Below are 22,150 nucleotides of genomic sequence, written 5' to 3' on the forward strand. Positions count from 1 at the left end.
CGGAGACCCCCTGGGGTGCTCCGACCGGCCCAATGCGTACGCCGGGTGACCGGCCCGTCAGTCGCGCGCGGGCTCGGGGGTTTGTGCGGGATCGTCGTCGAGGCGGCCGTCCAGCCTGGAGACCAGCCCGGTGACGTGCCGCGCGATGTCCGGCGCGGTCAGCCCGATCTCGGCCAGGACCTCCTTGCGGGACGCATGGTCCAGGAAGCGCGGCGGGATGCCGAAGTCGCGCAGCGGTACGTCGATGCCGGCGTCACGCAGCGCCTGGGAGACGGCGGAGCCGACACCGCCGACGCGGCTGTTGTCCTCGACGGTGACGACGACGCGGTGCTGCTCGGCGAGCGGGGCGAGCGCCTCGTCGACCGGCTTGACCCAGCGCGGGTCGACGACCGTCGTGGAGATGCCCTGCTTGTCGAGGAGGTCGGCGATCTCCAGGCACATCGGGGCGAGCGCGCCGACGGAGACCAGGAGGACGTCGGGCCGGTCCGTGCCGGGCTTGCGCAGGACGTCCATGCCGCCGATCCGGCCCACGGCCGGGACGGCGGGGCCGACGGCGCCCTTGGAGAAGCGGACGACGGTCGGTGCGTCCTTGACCTCGACGGCCTCGCGGAGCTGGGCGCGGACCTGGTCGGCGTCCCGCGGGGCGGCGAGCCGGAGCCCGGGGACGACCTGGAGGATCGACATGTCCCACATGCCGTTGTGGGACGCGCCGTCGGTGCCGGTGACACCGGCCCGGTCGAGGACGAATGTGACACCGCACTTGTGCAGTGCCACATCCATCAACACCTGGTCGAAGGCACGGTTGAGGAACGTCGCGTAGACCGCGAAGACGGGGTGGACGCCGCCGGTGGCGAGGCCCGCGGCCGAGACCGCGCCGTGCTGCTCGGCGATGCCGACGTCGTACACCCGCTCGGGGAAGGCCTTGGCGAACCGGTCGAGTCCGACCGGCTGGAGCATCGCGGCGGTGATCGCGACGATGTCCTCGCGCTCCCGGCCGAGCTTGACCATCTCCTCGCCGAAGACGGAGGTCCAGTCGGCGCCGGAGGAGGCGATGGGCAGACCCGTGTCGGGGTGGATCTTGCCGACGGCGTGGAAGCGGTCGGCCTCGTCCTGGAGAGCCGGCTGGTAGCCGCGGCCCTTCTCGGTGAGGCAGTGGACGATGACCGGGCCGCCGAACCGCTTGGCGCGGGTCAGGGCGGACTCCAGGGCGGCGATGTCGTGACCGTCGATGGGGCCGACGTACTTGAGGCCGAGGTCCTCGAACATGCCCTGCGGGGCGATGAAGTCCTTCAGCCCCTTCTTGGCGCCGTGGAGCGTCTCGTAGAGCGGCTTCCCGACGACGGGGGTGCGCTCCAGGATGTCCTTGCCGCGGGCGAGGAAGCGCTCGTAGCCGTCGGTGGTGCGCAGGGTGGCCAGGTGGTTGGCGAGGCCGCCGATCGTCGGGGCGTAGGAGCGCTCGTTGTCGTTGACCACAATGACGAGCGGGCGGTCCTTGGCGTCCGCGATGTTGTTGAGCGCCTCCCAGGCCATACCGCCGGTCAGTGCACCGTCACCGATGACCGCGACGACGTGGTCGTCCTTCTTCAGCACCTCGTTCGCCTTGGCGAGCCCGTCCGCCCAGCCGAGGACGGTGGAGGCGTGCGAGTTCTCGATGACGTCGTGCTCGGACTCGGCACGCGCGGGGTAGCCGGAGAGGCCGCCCTTCATCTTGAGCCGGGAGAAGTCCTGGCGTCCGGTCAGGAGCTTGTGCACATAGCTCTGGTGGCCCGTGTCCCAGAGGACCTTGTCCTTCGGGGACTCGAAGACACGGTGCAGGGCGATGGTCAGCTCGACCACGCCGAGGTTGGGCCCGAGGTGTCCGCCGGTCTTGGAGACGGCGTCCACGAGGAAGGTCCGGATCTCTGCGGCCAGCTGATCGAGCTGCTCCGGGCTGAGCCGGTCCAGATCGCGCGGTCCCTTGATACGGGTCAGCAGCGCCACCCGTGCCTCCTTGCGTGTGAGCTGGTCGAGCTTGGCAACGATTTGTCGAGTCTAATGTTCCGCTCCCGGCTGCCGTCATCGGGCGGTGCGTTGAGCGTCACGCCTTCGGAGCACACATGACATCGGACACACAGCAGTGCCCGGCGCCGGTTCCCGGCGCCGGGCACTGAGAGGGGATGTCGCTACGCGCGGCCCGCGGTCTTCTGCGTCTTGCGCGTGACCGAGTCGATCACGACCGTGGCGAGCAGCACACCGCCGGTGATCATGTACACGATCGGGGTGGCGATGCCCTCGAGCGCGAGGCCGTACTGGATCGAGACGATCACCATGACGCCGAGCAGGGCGTTCCAGGTGCGGCCGCGGCCACCGAAGAGGCTGGTGCCGCCGATGACGGCCGCCGCGATGACGTTCATCAGGAGGTCACCCGTACCGGCGCTCTGGTTCGCGGCCGAGATCTTGGAGGCCCAGAACAGACCGCCGACGGCCGCGAAGGTGCCGGCGATGGCGAAGACCGAGATCCGGACCGCCGTGACGTTGATACCGGCACGGCGGGACGCCTCGACGCTGCCGCCGAGGGCGAAGATCTTGCGGCCGTACGCCGTGCGCCGGAGCACGAAGTCCGTGATCACCAGCACGAGCAGGAACAGCACCAGCGCGAGGGGCAGGCCCTTGTACTGGTTGAACATGTACGCGGCGGCGAAGGCGATCACTGCCAGCAGGACCGTACGGAACACGATGTCCGAGAGCGGCCGGGACGGAATTCCGGCGGCCTCACGGCGGCGGCTGTCGACGAACGACGAGAGGAAGAAGGCCACCACCGCGATCGCGGCGAAGGCGTAGGCGGCCGCCACGTCCGTGAAGAAGTAGGTGGTCAGCTGGGCGACGACGCCGTCGCTGTCCAGGTTGATGGTGCCCTGGTCGCCGAGGAGCTGGAGCATGAAGCCCAGCCAGAAGAGCAGTCCCGCCAGGGTGACGGCGAAGGCCGGTGCGCCGATCCTCGCGAAGAAGAAGCCGTGGAGGGCGCCGATGGCCGCGCCGCTCACGAGCGCGACGAGGATGGCGAGCCACTCGTTCATGCCCTGGGAGACCGTCATGACGGCGACGATCGCGCCGGAGACACCGCTGACCGAGCCGACCGACAGGTCGATCTCGCCGAGCAGCAGCACGAAGATGATGCCGACGGCCATCATGCCGGTGGCGACCATCGTGACGGCGATGTTGCTGAGGTTCTGCGCGGAGAGGAACTGGGAGTTCAGGCTCTGGAAGATCACGCAGATGAGGATCAGGCCGATGACGACCGGCATCGAGCCCAGGTCACCGGCGTGCATCTTGCGCTTGAACTCGGACAGGTAGCCCGCGAGGCCCTGCTCGCGGACCAGCAGCCGGGGGTCGACCGCGGTCACCGCGTCGTGGGCGGCGTCCGGGTTCACCACCTGGTGTCCGCCGCCGACGGGAGCGGAGGTCTTTTCGGTACTCACTTCTGCGCCTCCGAGGTGCGCGCCGCACGACGGGTCACGGCGTTGTCCGTGGCGCCGGTGATGGCGGAGATGATCTCTTCCTGCGAGGTGGACTTGACGTCGAAGACGCCGTTGTTCCGGCCGAGCCGGAGCACCGCGACCTTGTCGGCGACGGCCTTCACATCGGCCATGTTGTGGCTGATGAGGATGACCGCGTGGCCGCGCTCTCGCAGCCGCTCCACAAGGTCCAGCACCTGTGCGGTCTGCTCGACGCCGAGGGCGGCGGTGGGCTCGTCGAGGATGACGAGCTTGGGCTCGCCGAGCATCGAGCGGGCGATGGCCACGGTCTGGCGCTGGCCGCCGGAGAGCGAGGCGATCGGGATGCGGACGCTGGGGATGCGGATCGACAGGGTGCTCAGCAGCTCGCGGGAGCGGCGCTCCATCTCGACCTCGTCGAGGATGCCGCGCTTCTGCAGCTCCCGGCCGAGGTAGAGGTTGCCGACCACGTCGATGTTGTCGCACAGCGCGAGGTCCTGGTAGACGGTCGCGATGCCCAGGTTCTGGGCTTCATGCGGCCTGGTGATCGATACGGCCCTGCCCTCCCACTCGATGACGCCTTCATCGATGGGGTGCACACCGGCGATCGTCTTGACCAGCGTGGACTTTCCGGCGCCGTTGTCGCCTACGAGAGCGACCACCTCGCCGCCGTGGACCTCAAGCTCTACGTCGGTGAGCGCCTGAACGGCACCGAACCGCTTGGAGACCCCGCGCAACGCCAGCACGGGCGTAGCGGACACGTGAACCATCTCCTTCGCCGCCTGACCGGCGGGGATACCGCACCGGTGGGGTGGCGCGGTGGTTGAGCAGTAGCCAAAAACTCGGGTGAAGCGTTTCTGTCCGGTACCCCGCCCCGTTAGCGGGGGCTGGGGTGGGGCGGGGCACCGGACAGGCCTCGGGTGACCTCGGTGGGGCCGCGGGTGACCTCGGTCAGGTCGTGCGACCCACTGGTCGTGCGGCCTACTTGAGGCCGAGCGCGTCGCAGGCGGCCTTGTACTTCGGCGTGCAGATCTCGGCGACGGTGTAGACGCCGTCCGTGACGACCGTGTCCTTGATGTTGTCCTTGGTCAGCGAGACGACCGGGACGAGGACGGAGGGGATGGCCTTGGTGGTCGGGCTGTCGACGCGGGACGTCTCGATGGAGCCGAGCTTCTCGCCCTTGGCGAGCGCCACGGCCATCTCGGCGGCGGCAGCGGCCTCGGGAGCGTACGGCTTGTAGACACTCATGAACTGCTCACCCGCGACGATGCGCTGCACACCGGCGAGCTCGGCGTCCTGGCCGGTGACCGGGGGGAGCTTGGTGAAGCCGCCGGCCTTCAGGGCCGTGATGATGCCGCCCGCCATGCCGTCGTTGGCGGAGTAGACACCGATGATCTTGTCTTTGCCCAGGGCCGAGATCGCCGCCTCCATGTTGGCGTTGGCGTTCTCCGGCTTCCACTCCTTGGTGTCGTACTCCTTGCCGACGTTCACCTTGCCGTCGAGCTCGGAGTGCGCGCCCTGCTTGAACAGCTTGGCGTTCGGGTCGGTGATCGACCCGTTCATCATCACGATCTGGCCGTCCTTGGCCTTGTCACCCAGGGCCTCGAGGAGCGCCTTGCCCTGGACGCGGCCGACCTCTTCGTTGTCGAACGAGGTGTACGCGTCGATCGGGCCCTCGGCCAGGCGGTCGAAGGCGACGACCGGGATGCCGGCCTCCTTGGCCTTCTTCACCCCGCCCGCGATCGCCTTCGAGTCGACCGCGTCCACGATCAGCGCGTCGACCTTGTTGGTGATCATGGTGTCGACCTGCTGGGTCTGCAGAGTCGGGTCCTGCTTGGCGTTGGCGTAGACGACCTTGGCCTTGCCGTTCGTGAGCTCGCTGATCTTCTTCTCGATGAGCGGCTTGTCGAACTTCTCGTAGCGCGCGGTCTGGTTCTCGGGGAGCAGGAGACCGATGGTGAGGTCGTCGCCCTTCGCGGCACCGGTCTTGTTGCCGTTGTCCCCGGACTCCTTGGCACTACCACAGGCGGCGAGGGACACAGCCATCGCGGTGGCGGCCACAGCCACGGCGGCACGACGCATCTGCGTGTTCATTCAGAAACCTCCCTGACGAGGCCGCGTCGTTGCGGCCGAGGTGGCTGGAAGTCAACTCGGCTGCCAGGCCGACGTCAAGGAGTAAATCCTTAACGAGATGACAACGGTGCCATTCGTTATCTAAGTGAAGGCAGGCTCTCCGGCCGGGATCGAGCTGTCCAAAAGTGTTGAATCGCCCATTTCGCTGAGCACGAGTGCCAGCGCGCCCAGCACCTCGGCCCGTCCTCCGAGCGCACCCGGGAGCACGGAGAGCTGACGGGCCGCGCTCGGGATTGCGTACCGGGAGACCGATTCACGGATCGGCGCAAGTACCAATTCTCCCGCTTCCGCAAGATTTCCGCCCAGGACCACCCGGCTGGGGTTGAGCAGGTTGCACAAGTTGGCCACCCCGCTGCCGATGTGCCGCCCCACGTCGGCGATCACCCGTCGGCAGCCCGGGTCCCCCTCGCGCGCCAGCTGCACGACGCGCTCCATGGTCAGCTCCGGGCCGTGGCTGGGCTGCAGCAGCGGCAGGACGTACCGGGCGGCCGCGAAGGTCTCCAGACAGCCCCGGTTCCCGCAGCGGCAGACGGGCCCCGACTCGTCCAGCGTGATGTGCCCGATCTCGCCTGCCGTGCCGCCCGGCCCCCGGTAGATCTGGCCGCCTATCACCAGCCCGGCGCCGACGCCGCTGCCGACCTTGATGTACGCGAGATCCCTGACCCCGCGCCCGCTGCCCCAGACCAGCTCGCCGAGCGCGCCGAGGTTGGCGTCGTTGTCGACGTACACAGGCACGCCGAGCCTGCGGGAGAGCTCGTTGCTGGGGTTGATCCCGGACCAGCCCGGCAGGATCGAGGTGGAGCCGAGCGTCCCCGACTCGACGTCGATGGGTCCCGGTACGCCGAGACCGACGCCGATCACCTTGTCCCGGCCGATCCCGGTGGTCTCGATGAGCCGTTTGACCAGCTGCTCCGCCCGGTCGAAGCCCTCGGCGGACGAGGCGTCGACGTCCAGCGGCTCGGACTCCTCGGCGAGCACCTGGTGGGCGAGGTTCCCGAGGGCGACACGCAGATGGGTGTGGCCGAAATCGACGCCGATGACGATGCCGGCGTCGCCGCTGAGGGAGACGCTGCGGGCCCGGCGGCCGCCGGACGAGGTCGGGGTGACGTCGACCGTGCCGCCGTCCTTCAGTTCACGAACGATGTTGGACACCGTGGCGGCGGAGAGGCCCGTACTCCTCGCGATCTCGGCCTGGGTGAGCGAGCCGGCCATGCGCACGGCACGTACGACCCGCTCGAGATTGGCCCGATGCAGAGATGTCTGCGACCCCGGAGTCTCCATCGACTCATCCACTCCTGCCCACGGCGGGCGGCGCGACCGCCGCTCCCGGCGCGGGGCGCCGCTAGGGAACCCCGACGTCTCTCCAACTTGTGAACTCTTAGCTCACCTGTTGGTGCCCTGTCGCGTCAAGACCTTGAGCATGGGGGAACGCGGTCCGGGCCCCGCCCGACACATGTCGAACGGGGCCCGGACCAGGCTGTACGGGCTGTGCCGTCGCCCTGCGCCGCTATTTGAGCGTGCCCGCGGTGAGGCCCGACTGGACCTGTCGCTGGAAGGAGATGTAGACGACGACCACGGGAAGGATCGCCACCGTCATACCCGCGAAGATCACGGGCAGGTCGCCGGCATAACCCTGCTGCTGGTTGAGCAGCACCAGGCCCTGCGTCAGCATCGAGCGGTCCGGGTCGAAGCCGCTCTGCTGCTGCATGAGCACCAGCGGAAGGATGTACTGGTTCCACTGGCCGAGCAGGTTGAAGATGCCCACGCTGATGAGTCCGGGCTTGGCCATCGGCATCATCACCTGGAAGAAGATCCGGGTGTGCGAGGCACCGTCGATCACCGCCGCCTCCTGGATCGCGGTCGGCAGCGTCCGGAAGAACGCGTGCATGAAGAAGACCGTGAACGGCATGGAGTAGGCGACGTAGACCAGGATCAGTCCCTGGTACGTGTTGAGCATGCCGAGCTGTTTGATGAGGAAGTACAGCGGGATGAGCCCGAGGTACACCGGGAACATCGCGCCGGCGATGAAGAAGTAGTAGATGAGGCGGTTGCCCCAGAACTGGTAGCGGGCCAGTACGTAAGCGCCCATCGCTCCCAGCAGCATCGTCAGCGGCACGGAGAAGACCAGCACGATGACGGTGTTGAGGAAGTACGAGCCGATGTGCCCCTTGGTCCACGCCCGTGAGAAGGCGTCGAAGTTCCAGTTGGAGGGCCAGGACCAGGAGCTGGCGCCGATCTCCGCGTCGGTCTTGAAGGAACCGAGCACGATCCAGATCAGCGGCAGGATGATCATCACGGCCCACAGGATGAGGAAGCCGTGCGAGAAGACGTTGAGGATCTTGCCGTCGCCGTCACCGCCGCGACCGCCGCGGGGCTTGCCGCCGGCGCCGATCCGGACCGGTACGGTCTCCTTGGTCACGCCGTCAATGGTCGGTGTAGTGGACATCGCGTCTTCCCCGCTCAGTACTCGATGCGCTCGCGGCGGCTGGCCCGCAGCGTGACGACGGACAGGATCAGCGTGAGGAGAAGGATCACCACGCCCATGGCGCAGGCGTAGCCGCTCTTGCCGAACACCAGGAAGTTGCGCATGAGGTAGGTGGCCATCACCTCACTGCTGTGGTCGGGCCCGCCTCCGAAGCTGTTGCCCGGCGTCATGACCGAGATGAGCGCAAAGCAGTCCATGGCCATGATCGCCAGATAGACCCAGGACGTCTGCACCGTGTCCCACAGCAGGGGCAGGGTCACCTTGAAGAAGGTCTGGGTGCGACGGGCACCGTCGAGCAGCGCGGCCTCGTAGATCTCCTTGGGGATCGACTGCATGGCGGCCGAGAACAGGACGAGGTAGAAGCCCACGCCCCACCACAGGAGCACGAAGGCGACGCACCACAGCACCAGATTCGGCGAGTTGAGCCACTCGACGGGCTGCTCGGGGTCCGAGATGCCGAGCTTGATCAGGCTGCCGTTGATGAGGCCGGCGACATCGCCGCGGTAGACGGCCCGCCACAGGATGGCCAGGATGACCACCGACAGGACGTGCGGCAGGAAGAAGATGACCTTGTAGAGGCCGGAGCCGCGGACGCCGCGGATACCGGCCTGACCACCCCGCCCGCCCACGTTCACCATGAAGGCGAAGAAGAGGGCGAGCAGGATGGTGACCAGGGGCAGGGCCACGAGCAGCAGGAGGTTGTTCCACAGCGCCCGGAGGAAGACGCTGTCGGAGAACAACTCCGCGTAGTTGTCGAGACCGACGAACTCCATCTGCGAGGACTGGCCCCGCCAGTTGGTGAAGGAGTATCCGAAGGTCTGGACGTACGGCCAGATCATGAAGATCAGATACAGGCCGAGCGGACCGATCAGGAATCCGGCGACGAACCGGTTCTTGCCCTTGTGCATATGACTCTGCCCCTGGTCAGTGCGGGAACGGCTACGAACGCTTGTTGTTCTTGCTCGCCGGGTCCTTGGCGGCCTTGTCGACCGCGGCCTGGGCCCGCTTGAGCCATTCCTTCGGCTGAATGCGCTTGGCCATCAGCTCGGCGGACGCCGTGCGGATGGACTCGTCCATCTCGCTGTACCAGTTGATGTAGTAGTAGTCGAAGGTGTTGGTACCGGCCGCCGTGACCGCCTCGACCGCGGACTTGGTGCCGGGCCGCAGCTGGACCGAGGTGTCCACGCCGTCCTTGACGATGGTCAGCGAGTTCGCCTGCTGGGCGAAGATCGTCGACCACTCCTTGGAGAGCATCCGGCGGAGGAACTCGAGACCGCCGGCCTTGTTCTTCGCCTTCTCGGGGACGATGAACGGCTCGCCGGCGCCGGCCCGGATCGCCTCGAAGGGCAGCTTGCTGCCGGGCAGCAGCGGCATCGGCAGGAACTTCATGTCGAAGTCCGCGGGCGTCTGCTTCAGCTGCTCGTTCTCCAGCCAGGATCCCGAGGGGATGAAGACGGCCTTGCCCTTGTTCCAGGCGGTCTGCGACTCGATGTGGTCGAGCGAGTTGGTGCCCGGGAGCAGCAGGCCCTTCTCGACGATCTCGTAGATCGCCTCGATGGAGGCCGTTGCGGCCTCGCTGCCGACGAAGGCCTTCGGGTCGAGGTTGTCGATCGCCTTCATGGCGTCCAGGCCGCCGGTCTTGGCGATCAGGTCCATGATCATGACGTTGATGTAGTACGGGTGCTTGCCCTGGTGGGCGAGGCCACCGATGCCGTCCGCCTTGGCCTCCTTCATGATCGTGAGGAAGGCGTCCCAGGTCTTCGGCACCTCCCAGCCCTTGTCCTTGAAGAGCTTGCCGGAGTACCACACACCCCAGACGGTGTAGATGTAGTTCAGCGAGTACATCTTGCCGTCGAAGTTGCCCTTTTCGGCGGTGCCGGGGATCAGGATGTCCCGGACCTTCTTCGCCGGGTCGTCGAACGACGGGGCGTCGAGCAGTTCCTCGAGGTTGGCGAGCTGGCCGTCCTTGTAGAGGGTGTCGAGCTTGATCTGCTGGGCGCCGGAGTTGTCGATGACGTCCGGCGGGTTGCCGCCGACGAAGCGGGGCTGGAGCTTGCCGGTGATCTCCTGGGTGCCCAGGTGGGAGACCTTGCCGCCCCAGGCCTTCTTGTACTCCTTCTCCCACTCGATCGCGTACTGGTCGCCGAAGCCGCCCTTGAAGATGACGACATCGAGGACACCGTCCTTGGCGACGCCGAACGGGTTGTCCTTCGTCACCTCACCCTTCTGCTTGGACTGGTCGTCACCACTGCTGCTGGCGCAGGCGGACAGGAAACTCATCGTCGGGACGGAGATCAGGCCAAGTGCGGCAGAACGCTTGATCAGATCGCGACGGCCTAGGCCCTCATTCTTGTGGGCGGAGGTGGATCCCATGCTCAAGTCCTCGCCTTCTCCAGGACTCAGGCGGTGTACCGGTCGCCCGTGCTTCTCGCCTGAGGCGAAGGGCCCCGCCACCGCGGTCAATTGCCGAAGCTGGGTCATGCAGGTCGTGCAGGGGTGGAGCGCAATGCGATGCAGCGGGAACGGCGATGCGTCCGGCCGGCAGACGATGCACTCGACTGCTCCGCCGTCCACCGTCCCCCCTCGCCCGCCCACCGTTTCGATACGGCAAGCCGGACGCCGACAGGTATAGTCCACTTCCCGCCAAGGGAGCAAGATCGAAAGCAAGGTTCGACAGCAGTCTTTCCCGAGTTGAGACCTCGCGGATATGAGAACACTGTCCGGATGCATTCCACCGGCGGAATCTCACCGCAACGGCCGATTCCGAACCTGTCGTACCGCCAACACCCTTGACATCATGCGGCACTTACCTCCCTACTGGATCCTGCGCCATGCGCATGACAACGTTGTCGCTTCGGTGGGAGGAACGGCTCGGTATGCAGCCCAGACCAAGCCCTCGGCACAGACAAGTCCGCGCGGCCGCCCTGGTGGCGGCCGCTTCCCTGCTGGTGGTGACGGTGCAATCGGCCGCCGTCGCACTCCCCTCCCAACCCGCTGCGCCGGCCGGGGAATTCACCACGTCGTTCGAGGCAGACGAAACCCAGCCCGATTGGCGCAACACCGTCGAAACGGGGCCCGACGGAAAGAAGCGGTCATCGGGTGTCGACGGCGGCTTTGCTTCTGGAATACCCGGAAATGTGACGGACAAGGTCGTCGAACTGCGCGCGAGCGGCGAGAACGCGGGCGCCGGTGAGACCAAGGAGAATCTGGTCGACCTCCAGCCGTCGACCAAATGGCTGACTTTCACCCCGACGGCCTGGGCCGAATTCGACATGGACGCCCCGGTCAAGGTCGTCACCTACGCGCTGACATCGGCAAACGACTTCGACGAGCGCGACCCGAAGGACTGGACCCTCAAGGGCTCGGCGGACGGCAAGGAGTGGAAGGTCCTGGACACCCGCGAGGGCCAGACCTTCGAGAAGCGCTTCGAGACGAAGACGTACGACATCGATGTCGCGAACGCCGCCGCGTACGCCCACTACCGGCTGGAGATCACCAGGAACAACGGCGCGTCGGGCATCGTCCAGCTCGCCGATGTCCAGTTCTCCGACGGCGACACGAGCACCCCGGTGCCGGAGGACATGCGCAGCCATGTCGACCGCGGTCCCGCCGGCTCCCCGACGGCGAAGGCGAACGCCGGCTTCACCGGAAAGCGCGCCCTGCGGTACGCGGGCACGCACAAGCCGGACGGCCGCGCGTACTCGTACAACAAGGTCTTCGACGTCGACACGGCCGTGGGGCGCGACACGGAACTGTCGTACCGGATCCACCCCTCGCTGCCCGAGACGGACCTCAACTACCCGGCCACGAACGTGTCGGTCGATCTCGCCTTCACCGACGGCACGTATCTGAGCGACCTCCGGGCGGTCGACTCGCACGGCGGCCTGCTGACCCCGCAGGGCCAGGGCGCCGCCAAGCGGCTCTACGTCAACCAGTGGAACCAGGTGGCCTCCCGGATCGGCTCGGTCGCGGCCGGCAGGACGGTGGACCGGATCCTGGTGGCGTACGACTCGCCCAAGGGCCCGGCGAAGTTCCAGGGCTGGATCGACGACATCCGCATCGCCCCCAAGGCGCCCGAGAAGCGGCTCGCGCATCTGTCGGACTACGCGTCGACCGTCCGCGGCACGAACTCCAGCGGCTCCTTCTCGCGGGGCAACAACTTCCCGGCGACCGCGGTGCCGCACGGCTTCAACTTCTGGACACCGGTCACCAACGCCGCCTCGCTCAGCTGGCTGTACGAGTACGCACGCGCGAACAACGCGGACAACCTGCCCACCGTGCAGGCGTTCAGCGCCAGCCATGAACCGAGTCCCTGGATGGGCGACCGGCAGACCTTCCAGCTGATGCCGTCCGTCGCCGAGGGCACACCGGACCCGTCACGCACCGCCCGCGCCCTGCCCTTCCGCCACGAGAAGGAGATCGCACGCCCGCACTACTACGGGGTGACGTTCGAGAACGGGCTGAAGACGGAGATCGCCCCCACGGACCACGCCGCGATCATGCGGTTCACCTATCCCGGTGAGAACGCGGCCGTGCTCTTCGACAACGTCACCGACCAGGCCGGGCTCACGCTCGACCCGGCGACCAGCTCCTTCACCGGCTACTCGGACGTCAAGAGCGGGCTGTCCACGGGCGCCACCCGGCTGTTCGTGTACGGCGTCTTCGACGCGCCCGTCACCTCGTCCGCGTCCGAGGGTGTGAAGGGGCATCTGCGCTTCGACGCCGGCACGGACCGTACGGTGACATTGCGCATTGCAACGTCACTGATCAGCATCGACCAGGCGAAGAAGAACCTCACGGCCGAGATCCCGGAGTCGGCGAGCTTCGGCCGGATCAAGGACCGGGCGCAGGACGCCTGGGACGACATCCTCGGCCGGGTCGAGGTCGAGGGCGCCACCCACGACCAGCTGGTGACCCTGTACTCGTCGCTCTACCGGCTCTACCTGTACCCGAACTCGGGCTTCGAGAAGGTCGACGGCAAGGACAAGTACGCCAGCCCGTTCTCGCCCCAGACCGGACCCGACACCCCGACCCACACCGGCGCGAAGATCGTCGACGGCCGGGTGTACGTCAACAACGGCTTCTGGGACACCTACCGGACGACCTGGCCCGCGTACTCCTTCCTCACCCCGAAGAAGGCGGGCGAGCTCGTCGACGGCTTCGTCCAGCAGTACAAGGACGGCGGCTGGATCTCCCGCTGGTCCTCCCCCGGCTACGCCGATCTGATGACCGGCACCTCCTCCGACGTCGCCTTCGCCGACGCCTACGTCAAGGGCGTCCGTGGCTTCGACGCGGAGGCGGCGTACGAGGCCGCGCTGAAGAACGCCACCGTCGCGCCGCCGAGCAGGGGTGTGGGCCGCAAGGGCATGGAGACCTCGCCCTTCCTCGGCTACGCCTCCACCGAGACGCACGAGGGCCTGTCCTGGTCGCTGGAGGGCTACCTCAACGACTACGGCCTGTCGAAGATGGCCGACGCGCTCTACGCCAAGACGAAGAAGGCGCGCTACAAGGAGGAGTCGGCGTACTTCCTCAACCGGGCCCGTAACTACGTCACGCTCTTCGACTCCGAGGCCGGCTTCTTCCAGGGCCGGAACCTGAAGGGCGAGTGGCGGGTTCCCTCGGGGCAGTTCGACCCCCGCATCTGGGGCTACGACTACACCGAGACGAACGGCTGGGGTTACGCCTTCACCGCGCCCCAGGACTCGCGGGGTCTCGCCAATCTGTACGGCGGCCGCGCGGCGCTCGGCAAGAAGCTGGACACCTACTTCGCGACGCCGGAGACGGCCTCGCCGGAGTTCGTCGGCTCGTACGGCAGCGTCATCCACGAGATGACGGAGGCCCGGGACGTACGGATGGGCATGTACGGGCACTCCAACCAGGTCGCCCACCACGTCACCTACATGTACAACGCGGCCTCGCAGCCCTGGAAGACTCAGGAGAAGGTGCGCGAGGTGCTCTCCCGCCTCTACACCGGCAGCGAGATCGGCCAGGGCTACCACGGTGACGAGGACAACGGCGAGCAGTCCGCCTGGTACCTCTTCTCCGCGCTCGGCTTCTACCCGCTGGTGATGGGCAGCGGGGAGTACGCGATCGGCTCGCCGCTCTTCACGAAGGCCACCGTGCATCTGGGCAACGGCCGGGAGCTGGTGGTCAAGGCCCCGGGGAACAGCTCGCGGAACATCTATGTGCAGGGCCTGAAGGTGAACGGAAAGTCCTGGAACTCCACCGCGCTGCCGCACTCGCTGCTCGCTCGCGGCGGCACGCTGGAGTTCGCGATGGGGCCGAAGCCGTCGAGCTGGGGGACGGGGAAGAAGGCGGCCCCGGTCTCGGTCACCAAGGACGACAAGGTGCCCTCGCCCCGCAGGGACGTGATCGGCGCGACGGGTCCGCTCTTCGACAACTCCTCCGCCACGGACGGGTCGTTGCCCGAGTTGCCCGAGGGGACGCCGGCGGCGCTGGACCTGCCGGTGACCGGCGCGGTGCGGGCCGTCCAGTACACGCTGACCTCGTCGGTCCGGGACCGGGCCCCCACGGGCTGGGTGCTCCAGGGCTCGGACGACGGGCAGAAGTGGACGGCGCTGGACGAGCGGAAGGGCGAGGCGTTCGCCTGGGACCGGCAGACGCGGGTCTTCACGATCGCCGACCCCGGCTCGTACCGGCACTACCGGCTGGTGCCGAGCGGCGCGCCCGAGTCGCAAGGGCCCGCTCAGCTGGCCGAGATCGAACTGCTGGCCACGCAAGGAGCAGGTGGTTAGCCGGCGATTACCGTCGGTGGTTATCCAGGAGTCGGTGTGCCGCGTCACACAGGACGCGGCACACGTCCCTTCCGACCGACTCCTGGAGTACGACGTGACTCACCTCTCCGGCCGCCGTGGCGGGCGCGTGCTGACGCGCCTGGCCACGGCGGCGCTCGCGACCGCTCTCGCCGGTTCGCTCGCGGCGCCGCAGGCGCTCGCGACCTCTTCCGTCGTTCCTTCCCTCGTTCCTTCCGTCGTTCCGTCGGGCACCGCGTCGCCCGTGCCGCCGGAGGCCCCGCAGTTCCCGCTCACCGCGGTCGACGGGCGGGGCGACGTCCATGTCTACTGGCCGGACGGACGAGGCGGCCTGAAGCCTCGCGAGTTCGTGCTCGGCGGCTGGCAGACCCATCGGTCGGGCACACACGTCGACCACGACAGGGACGGTCTCGCCGAGGGCGCCTACGGGCAGCGGGCGGACGGCCGGCTCTTCTATGTGACGGAGGCGGGCGAGCGGCTGCTGGAGGGCGACTGGGGCCAGTACGACCAGCTGCTGTCCCCCGGCGATCTCGGTGGCACGCCGGAGGCCGATGTCATCGCCCGCGACCCGCGCGGGGTGCTGTGGTTGTTCTCCGCCCGCGCCGACGCCACGCTGCGGCCGCGGATCGCGGTGGGGCCGGGGTGGAACGCGTACACGCAGATCGCGGGTCTCGGTGATCTGACCGGTGACCGTACACCGGACATCGTCGCGCGTGACCGGGCAGGCGTGCTGTGGCTGTACGAGGGCACCGGCGATCCGAGGAAGCCGTTCTCACAGCGCGCCGGCGTCGGCCACGGCTGGAACCGCTACAACCTGCTGACCTCGATCGGCGACCTCGACCAGGACGGGCACAGCGATCTGCTGGCCCGTGACCGGGCCGGGGGCCTGTGGCTCCACAAGGGCACCGGCAGCGCGAAGGAGCCGTTCTCGCAGCGGACCCGGATCGGCGACGGCGCCCACTGGAACCGGTACCGTCTGCTGTTCTGACGAAGAATTTCCTGACGGCCCGGCTCCTGACGCCCCCTCTGTTCGTCTGCTCGGCTCCTCGGCTGGTCGGCTGCTCGGCTGGTCGGCTGCTCGGCTGTCCGGGTCCGGACCTCACTCGACCGGCGAGCGCCCGGTCGCCCGCGGGTCGGCCCCGGCTTACCTTCCGAAGCGTGGAACTCACCATCGCACCCGGGGACGGTCTCGTCGACGAGGTCCCGGACCTCGTCGTCCAGGGGCTCGGCACGCATGAGCACGTGACCGTACGGATCGATGTGACCGACGCCGCCGGGAGGGCCTGGCGGTCCGTCAACCGCTACCGCGCGGACGCCGGGGGCGTCGCCGGCCCGGCCACGTGCGCACCGGTCGCGGGTTCCTACACGGGTGTGGACCCGACGGGTCCGTGGTGGTCGATGGCGCATGTACAGCGCGATGTGCCGCCCGTCGCCTTCTCGGCACCGGACGACCAGCTGGTCTGGACCGTCCGCTGCGCGGCCGACGCGGCGCGCCAGGTCCGGCGGACGGTCGTGCGCCGCTGGCGTGCGCGGCGGATCACGCGGACGGAGGCGGTGGACGAAGGCCTGCGGGTCGTCGAGTTCGCCCCGCGCGCGCTCGATTCCGGGCTCCGGCCGGTGGTCGTGCTGATCCCTGGCTCCACCGGCGTGGAGGCGGTCACGCCGACGGCCGCGCTGCTGGCGTCCCGCTGCGGCTTCACCACGGTGGTGCTCGGATACGCCGGCGGGGAAGGGCAGCCCGCGACGCTGCGGGAGGTGCCGCTCGAACGCCTTGCGCGGGCGGTCGGGGCGCTGGCCGACGGCCGCCGTGTCGGCGTGGTCGCCTGCTCGGTGGGTACGGGCGGGGCACTGGCCGCTCTCGCCCTGGGGCGGGTACCCGTGCGGGCGGTCGTGGCCGTCGCGCCGACGCATGTCGTCTGGCAGGCCCTCGGTCCCGGCGGCCCGCCGCCGAGGACCTCCGCCTGGACGTACAAGGACGCGGCCCTGCCGTACGTGCCCGTGCGGAGCGAGCTGCTGCTGCCGCAGCTCGCGGCTCGTGCCGTCCTGCGGCGGCTGCCCGGCGGCCGGTCCCGCTCCCCCGCGCTGCGGACGCGGCTCGCCTTCGCGGCCGGGCTCAGGGACGCGGCGGCGGTGGAGAACGCGCTGATCCCGGTGGAGGACATCGCGGCCCCGCTGATGGCGGTCGCCGGGGGCAAGGACGCGGTATGGCCCGCCGACGAGATGGCCCGCGCCCTGATCGAGCGCCGCCGTACCGTGCCCGCCGAGGACGTGCTGCTGATCCACCCGGGAGCGGGGCACGTCCTGCGCCCGCCGCTGATCCCGACGACCGTCGACCGGACGGCGGACCTCGTCTCCGGCGGTACGCCGCAGGCCAACGCGCTGGCGCAGAGCGAGACATGGGCGGCGATGACCAGCTTCCTGGAACGTCATCTCCAGGAAACCCGCCGCACCGAGGCCGCTGACGACAACGCCGGGTGAGGGCTGCGGCGAGCCCGCGGATCGCCGGTGGCGACCGTAGTGCCCGACCGGGGCGGGCACAGGGTGTCGGGTGCGGCAGGGTGGGACAGCCGAAGGGCCGCACCCCCGTGCGGGGGTGCGGCCCTTTGCCGTGCGACTGTCCGTGCGGCTGTCCGTGCGGTCGCCCGCGTGCCGGACCGCTTACTTGCGGATCAGGCTCCGCAGCACGTACTGCATGATGCCGCCGTTGCGGTAGTAGTCCGCCTCACCGGGGGTGTCGATCCGGACGACCGCGTCGAACTCCACACCGGTGTCGGTGGTGACCTTGACCGTGCGCGGCGTGGTGCCCTCGTTGAGCTCGGTGACGCCGGTGAAGGAGAAGGTCTCCTCGCCGGTCAGACCGAGGGACTCGGCCGAGACACCCTCGGGGAACTGCAGCGGCAGCACACCCATGCCGATGAGGTTCGAGCGGTGGATGCGCTCGTACGACTCGGCGATGACGGCCTTGACGCCCAGCAGCGCGGTGCCCTTCGCCGCCCAGTCGCGGGACGAGCCGGAGCCGTACTCCTTGCCGGCCAGGACGACCAGCGGGATGCCCTGCTCGATGTAGTTGCGCGAGGCGTCGTAGATGAAGGAGACCGGAGCCGCGTCAGCAGTTGCGGCCCGGGTGAAGTCGCGGGTGTAGCCGCCCTCGGTGCCCGGCGCGATCTGGTTGCGCAGACGGATGTTGGCGAACGTGCCGCGGATCATGACCTCGTGGTTGCCTCGGCGCGAGCCGTAGGAGTTGAAGTCACGACGCTCCACACCGTGCTCGGTGAGGTACTTGCCGGCCGGGGTGTCGGCCTTGATCGCACCGGCCGGGGAGATGTGGTCGGTGGTGACCGAGTCGCCCAGCTTGGCCAGTACGCGGGCACCGGCGATGTCGGTGACCGGGGTGGTCTCCATCGTCATGCCCTCGAAGTACGGGGGCTTGCGGACGTAGGTCGACTCGGCGTCCCACTCGAAGGTGTTGCCGGTCGGGATCGGCAGTGCCTGCCACTGGGCGTCGCCCGCGAAGACGTCCTGGTAGGACTTGTTGAACATGTCCTCGCCGATGGCGTTGGCCACGACGTCGTTGACCTCGGCCTCGGAGGGCCAGATGTCCTTGAGGAAGACCGGGTTGCCCTCGGTGTCGGTGCCGAGCGCCTCGCGGGTGATGTCCACCTTCATGGAGCCCGCGAGGGCGTACGCGACGACCAGCGGCGGGGACGCCAGGTAGTTCATCTTGACGTCGGGGTTGATGCGGCCCTCGAAGTTACGGTTGCCGGAGAGCACCGAGGTCACGGCCAGGTCGTGCTCGTTGACGGCCTTGGAGACCTCCTCCGGCAGCGGGCCGGAGTTGCCGATGCAGGTGGTGCAGCCGTAGCCGACGAGGTTGAAGCCGACCTTGTCGAGGTAGGGGGTCAGGCCCGCCTTGTCGAAGTAGTCGGTGACGACCTTGGAGCCCGGGGCGAGGGTGGTCTTGACCCACGGCTTGCGGGTCAGGCCCTTCTCGACCGCCTTCTTGGCCACCAGCGCCGCGGCGACCATGACGTACGGGTTCGAGGTGTTGGTGCAGGAGGTGATCGCGGCGACGGTGACGGCGCCGTGGTCGATCTCGTAGGTCGTGCCGTCGGGGGCGGTGACGGTGGTCCGGCGGGTCGGCACACCGTTGGACGTGGCCGGGGCGTCGGAAGCCGGGAAGGACTCCTTGCCCGCCTCGTCGTCGTCCTCGACGTAGTTGCGCACGTCCTGGGCGAACTGCTGGGCGGCGTTGGCGAGGACGATACGGTCCTGCGGGCGCTTCGGGCCGGCGATGGAGGGGACGACCGTGGAGAGGTCGAGCTCCAGCTTCTCGGAGAAGTCGGGCTCGGCGGCCGGGTCCAGCCAGAGGCCCTGCTCCTTGGCGTACGCCTCGACGAGGGCGACCTGCTGCTCGCTGCGGCCGGTCAGCTTGAGGTATTTCAGGGTCTCGTCGTCGATCGGGAAGATCGCGGCGGTGGAGCCGAACTCCGGCGACATGTTGCCGATGGTGGCGCGGTTGGCGAGGGAGGTGGCGGCGACGCCCTCGCCGTAGAACTCCACGAACTTGCCGACGACGCCGTGCTTGCGCAGCATCTCGGTGATCGTGAGCACGAGGTCGGTGGCGGTGGTGCCGGGCTTCAGCTCACCGGTGAGCTTGAAGCCGACGACGCGCGGGATGAGCATCGAGACCGGCTGGCCGAGCATGGCGGCCTCGGCCTCGATACCGCCGACGCCCCAGCCGAGCACACCGAGGCCGTTGACCATGGTGGTGTGCGAGTCGGTGCCGACGAGGGTGTCGGGGTAGGCCTGGCCGCCCCGGACCATGACGGTGCGGGCCAGGTGCTCGATGTTGACCTGGTGGACGATGCCGGTGCCGGGCGGGACGACCTTGAACTCGTCGAAGGCGGTCTGGCCCCAGCGCAGGAACTGGTAGCGCTCCTTGTTGCGGCCGTACTCCAGCTCCACGTTCTGCGCGAAGGAGTCCGGGGTGCCGAACTTGTCCGCGATGACGGAGTGGTCGATGACCAGCTCGGCCGGGGCCAGCGGGTTGATCTTCGCCGGGTCGCCGCCGAGCTCCTTCACGGCCTCACGCATCGTGGCGAGGTCCACGACACAGGGCACGCCGGTGAAGTCCTGCATGATCACGCGGGCCGGCGTGAACTGGATCTCCTGGCTCGGCTGCGCCTGCGAGTCCCAGCCGCCGAGCGCCCGGATGTGGTCGGCGGTGATGTTCGCGCCGTCCTCGGTGCGGAGCAGGTTCTCCAGCAGGACCTTGAGGCTGTAAGGGAGGCGCGCGGAGCCCTCGACCTTGTCCAGCCGGAAGATCTCGTACGACTCGTCGCCCACGCGCAGCGTGCTGCGGGCGTCGAAGCTGTTCGCCGACACGACAGTCTCCTTCATCAATGTGCGCGTACTGACCGCATCCTGCCGCCTGTGTTTTCTCAGCAATCCGCTAAGGTAAGGCTTACTTAGGTCACCCTTACTGAAATGACCGCGGCGGAAGGTTGTGCGGCTCGCCTTCTGTAGATATCTCGATGTCGAGATAACTCTAGTACATGACCGCGGAACGGTCATGCCCGGACACGGGTGACGGGGTGAGCCCCCGATGTCACGTTGCACCGCGACACGCGACACCTCACTGACACACGGGTCCGATTTGCCCGAGTTGGACCAATGATGCACCATCAAAACAGCGCATCACTCGAATGGTCCATCCCACGGGGCGCCTCATCTCATATCTGAGATAGCCTGCCGCCATGGCAGACGACTACCTCGTACGCATCGGCAAGCTCATCCGTGACGCCCGTCAGCATCGGGGCTGGACACAGGCACAGCTGGCCGAAGCACTCGGCACCAGCCAGAGCGCCGTCAACCGTATCGAGCGCGGCAATCAGAACATCAGCCTTGAGATGATTGCCCGCATCGGTGAGGCGCTCGACAGCGAGATCGTGTCGCTCGGCTATGCCGGGCCCATGCACCTGCGGGTCGTCGGCGGACGCCGGCTCTCCGGGACCATCGACGTCAAGACGAGCAAGAACGCCTGTGTCGCTCTGCTCTGCGCCTCGCTCCTCAACAAGGGCCGTACGGTCCTGCGCCGTGTGGCCCGTATCGAGGAGGTCTACCGGCTGCTGGAGGTCCTCAACTCGATCGGCGTCCGTACCCGTTGGATCAACGACGGCACGGACCTCGAGATCGTCCCGCCCGCCACGCTCGACATGGACGCCATCGACGCCGACGCGGCGCGGCGCACCCGGTCGATCATCATGTTCCTCGGCCCGCTGCTGCACCGGATGGACCGCTTCCGGTTGCCCTACGCCGGCGGCTGCGACCTCGGGACCCGGACGATCGAGCCGCACATGATCGCCCTGCGCCGCTTCGGTCTGGACATCACCGCGACCGAGGGCCTCTACCACGCCGTCGTGGAGCGGTCGACCACACCGCGCCGCCCGATCGTGCTGACCGAGCGTGGCGACACCGTGACCGAGAACGCGCTGCTCGCCGCCGCCCGCCACGACGGTGTCACCGTCATCCGCAACGCCTCCTCCAACTACATGGTCCAGGACCTGTGCTTCTTCCTGGAGGCGCTCGGCGTACGCGTCGAGGGCATCGGCACCACGACCCTGACCGTGCACGGTGTGGCGACCATCGACGTCGACGTCGACTACTCCCCCTCCGAGGACCCGGTCGAGGCGATGAGCCTCCTCGCCGCCGCCGTCGTCACCGAGTCCCAGCTGACGATTCGCAGGGTGCCGATCGAGTTCCTGGAGATCGAGCTCGCCGTACTCGAGGAGATGGGCCTCGACCACGACCGCACGGCCGAGTACAACGCCGACAACGGCCGCACCCGGCTCGTCGACCTGACCGTCCGCCCCTCCAAACTGGAGGCGCCGATCGACAAGATCCACCCGATGCCGTTCCCCGGCCTCAACATCGACAACGTGCCGTTCTTCGCCGCCATCGCGGCCGTCGCCCAGGGCAAGACCCTCATCCACGACTGGGTCTACGACAACCGTGCGATCTACCTGACCGACCTCAACCGCCTCGGCAGCCGCCTCCAGCTCCTCGACCCGCACCGCGTCCTCGTCGAGGGCCCCACCCGCTGGCGCGCCGCAGAGATGATGTGCCCGCCGGCGCTGCGCCCCGCCGTGGTCGTCCTGCTGGCGATGATGGCGGCCGAAGGCACGTCCGTGCTGCGCAATGTGTACGTCATCAACCGCGGCTACGAGGATCTGGCGGAGCGGCTCAACTCGGTGGGCGCGCAGATCGAGACCTTCCGGGACATCTGA

The 22,150-nt window shown here is 68.3% G+C and carries 13 protein-coding genes; 4 read left to right on the top strand and 9 right to left on the bottom strand.

Going from position 1 to position 22,150, the window contains the following annotated elements:
* Positions 1–57: 57 nt before the first annotated feature.
* The 8 genes from dxs to ngcE form a co-directional block, all read right to left on the bottom strand.
* Positions 58–1,980 carry a 1-deoxy-D-xylulose-5-phosphate synthase gene (dxs, locus tag ACWCP0_RS25550; RefSeq protein WP_451081117.1) on the bottom strand — a complete coding sequence of 641 codons (1,923 nt, stop codon included), beginning with the start codon at positions 1,978–1,980 and terminating at the stop codon, positions 58–60.
* A 182-nt stretch (positions 1,981–2,162) separates the two neighbouring features.
* Positions 2,163–3,458 carry a sugar ABC transporter permease gene (locus ACWCP0_RS25555; protein ID WP_451081118.1) on the bottom strand — a complete coding sequence of 432 codons (1,296 nt, stop codon included), beginning with the start codon at positions 3,456–3,458 and terminating at the stop codon, positions 2,163–2,165.
* The gene (locus ACWCP0_RS25560) at positions 3,455–4,243 is read right to left on the bottom strand and encodes an ATP-binding cassette domain-containing protein (RefSeq protein ID WP_451081119.1); all 789 of its coding nucleotides are present in this window, start codon (positions 4,241–4,243) and stop codon (positions 3,455–3,457) included. The genes ACWCP0_RS25555 and ACWCP0_RS25560 overlap by 4 nt, the downstream gene beginning before the upstream one ends.
* Positions 4,244–4,454: 211 nt before the next feature.
* Positions 4,455–5,567, bottom strand: coding sequence for a substrate-binding domain-containing protein (locus ACWCP0_RS25565; protein ID WP_451081120.1), 1,113 nt, complete (start codon positions 5,565–5,567; stop codon positions 4,455–4,457).
* Positions 5,568–5,687: 120 nt separating this feature from the next.
* Positions 5,688–6,887 (bottom strand): ROK family transcriptional regulator, encoded by a 1,200-nt coding sequence (locus tag ACWCP0_RS25570; RefSeq protein WP_451081121.1) that lies wholly within the window; start codon positions 6,885–6,887, stop codon positions 5,688–5,690.
* Between the two features lie 226 nt (positions 6,888–7,113).
* Positions 7,114–8,052, bottom strand: a complete 939-nt coding sequence (locus ACWCP0_RS25575) for a carbohydrate ABC transporter permease (protein WP_451081122.1) — start codon at positions 8,050–8,052, stop codon at positions 7,114–7,116.
* A 14-nt stretch (positions 8,053–8,066) separates the two neighbouring features.
* A complete protein-coding gene (locus tag ACWCP0_RS25580) occupies positions 8,067–8,999 on the bottom strand; it encodes a carbohydrate ABC transporter permease (RefSeq protein ID WP_451081123.1) in 933 nt (310 codons plus the stop codon).
* Between the two features lie 31 nt (positions 9,000–9,030).
* A complete protein-coding gene (gene ngcE / locus ACWCP0_RS25585; protein WP_451081124.1) occupies positions 9,031–10,464 on the bottom strand; it encodes an N-acetylglucosamine/diacetylchitobiose ABC transporter substrate-binding protein in 1,434 nt (477 codons plus the stop codon).
* 503 nt (positions 10,465–10,967) lie between these two features.
* Here ngcE and ACWCP0_RS25590 point away from each other — a divergent pair.
* The 3 genes from ACWCP0_RS25590 (at position 10,968) to ACWCP0_RS25600 (ending at position 17,342) form a co-directional block, all read left to right on the top strand.
* Positions 10,968–14,846 (top strand): GH92 family glycosyl hydrolase, encoded by a 3,879-nt coding sequence (locus tag ACWCP0_RS25590; protein WP_451081125.1) that lies wholly within the window; start codon positions 10,968–10,970, stop codon positions 14,844–14,846.
* Between the two features lie 94 nt (positions 14,847–14,940).
* Positions 14,941–15,852 (top strand): FG-GAP repeat domain-containing protein, encoded by a 912-nt coding sequence (locus ACWCP0_RS25595; protein ID WP_451081126.1) that lies wholly within the window; start codon positions 14,941–14,943, stop codon positions 15,850–15,852.
* Positions 15,853–16,022: 170 nt separating this feature from the next.
* The gene (locus ACWCP0_RS25600; RefSeq protein WP_451081127.1) at positions 16,023–17,342 is read left to right on the top strand and encodes an acyl-CoA thioesterase/bile acid-CoA:amino acid N-acyltransferase family protein; all 1,320 of its coding nucleotides are present in this window, start codon (positions 16,023–16,025) and stop codon (positions 17,340–17,342) included.
* Positions 17,343–17,522: 180 nt separating this feature from the next.
* On the opposite strand, the gene acnA is transcribed toward ACWCP0_RS25600, so the two are convergent.
* Positions 17,523–20,249, bottom strand: a complete 2,727-nt coding sequence (acnA, locus tag ACWCP0_RS25605; RefSeq protein ID WP_451081128.1) for an aconitate hydratase AcnA — start codon at positions 20,247–20,249, stop codon at positions 17,523–17,525.
* A 371-nt stretch (positions 20,250–20,620) separates the two neighbouring features.
* Between acnA and ACWCP0_RS25610 the strand changes: the two genes are divergently transcribed.
* A complete protein-coding gene (locus ACWCP0_RS25610; RefSeq protein WP_451081129.1) occupies positions 20,621–22,150 on the top strand; it encodes a helix-turn-helix domain-containing protein in 1,530 nt (509 codons plus the stop codon).

It is taken from the genome of Streptomyces sp. NPDC001970 (genome assembly GCF_053594115.1).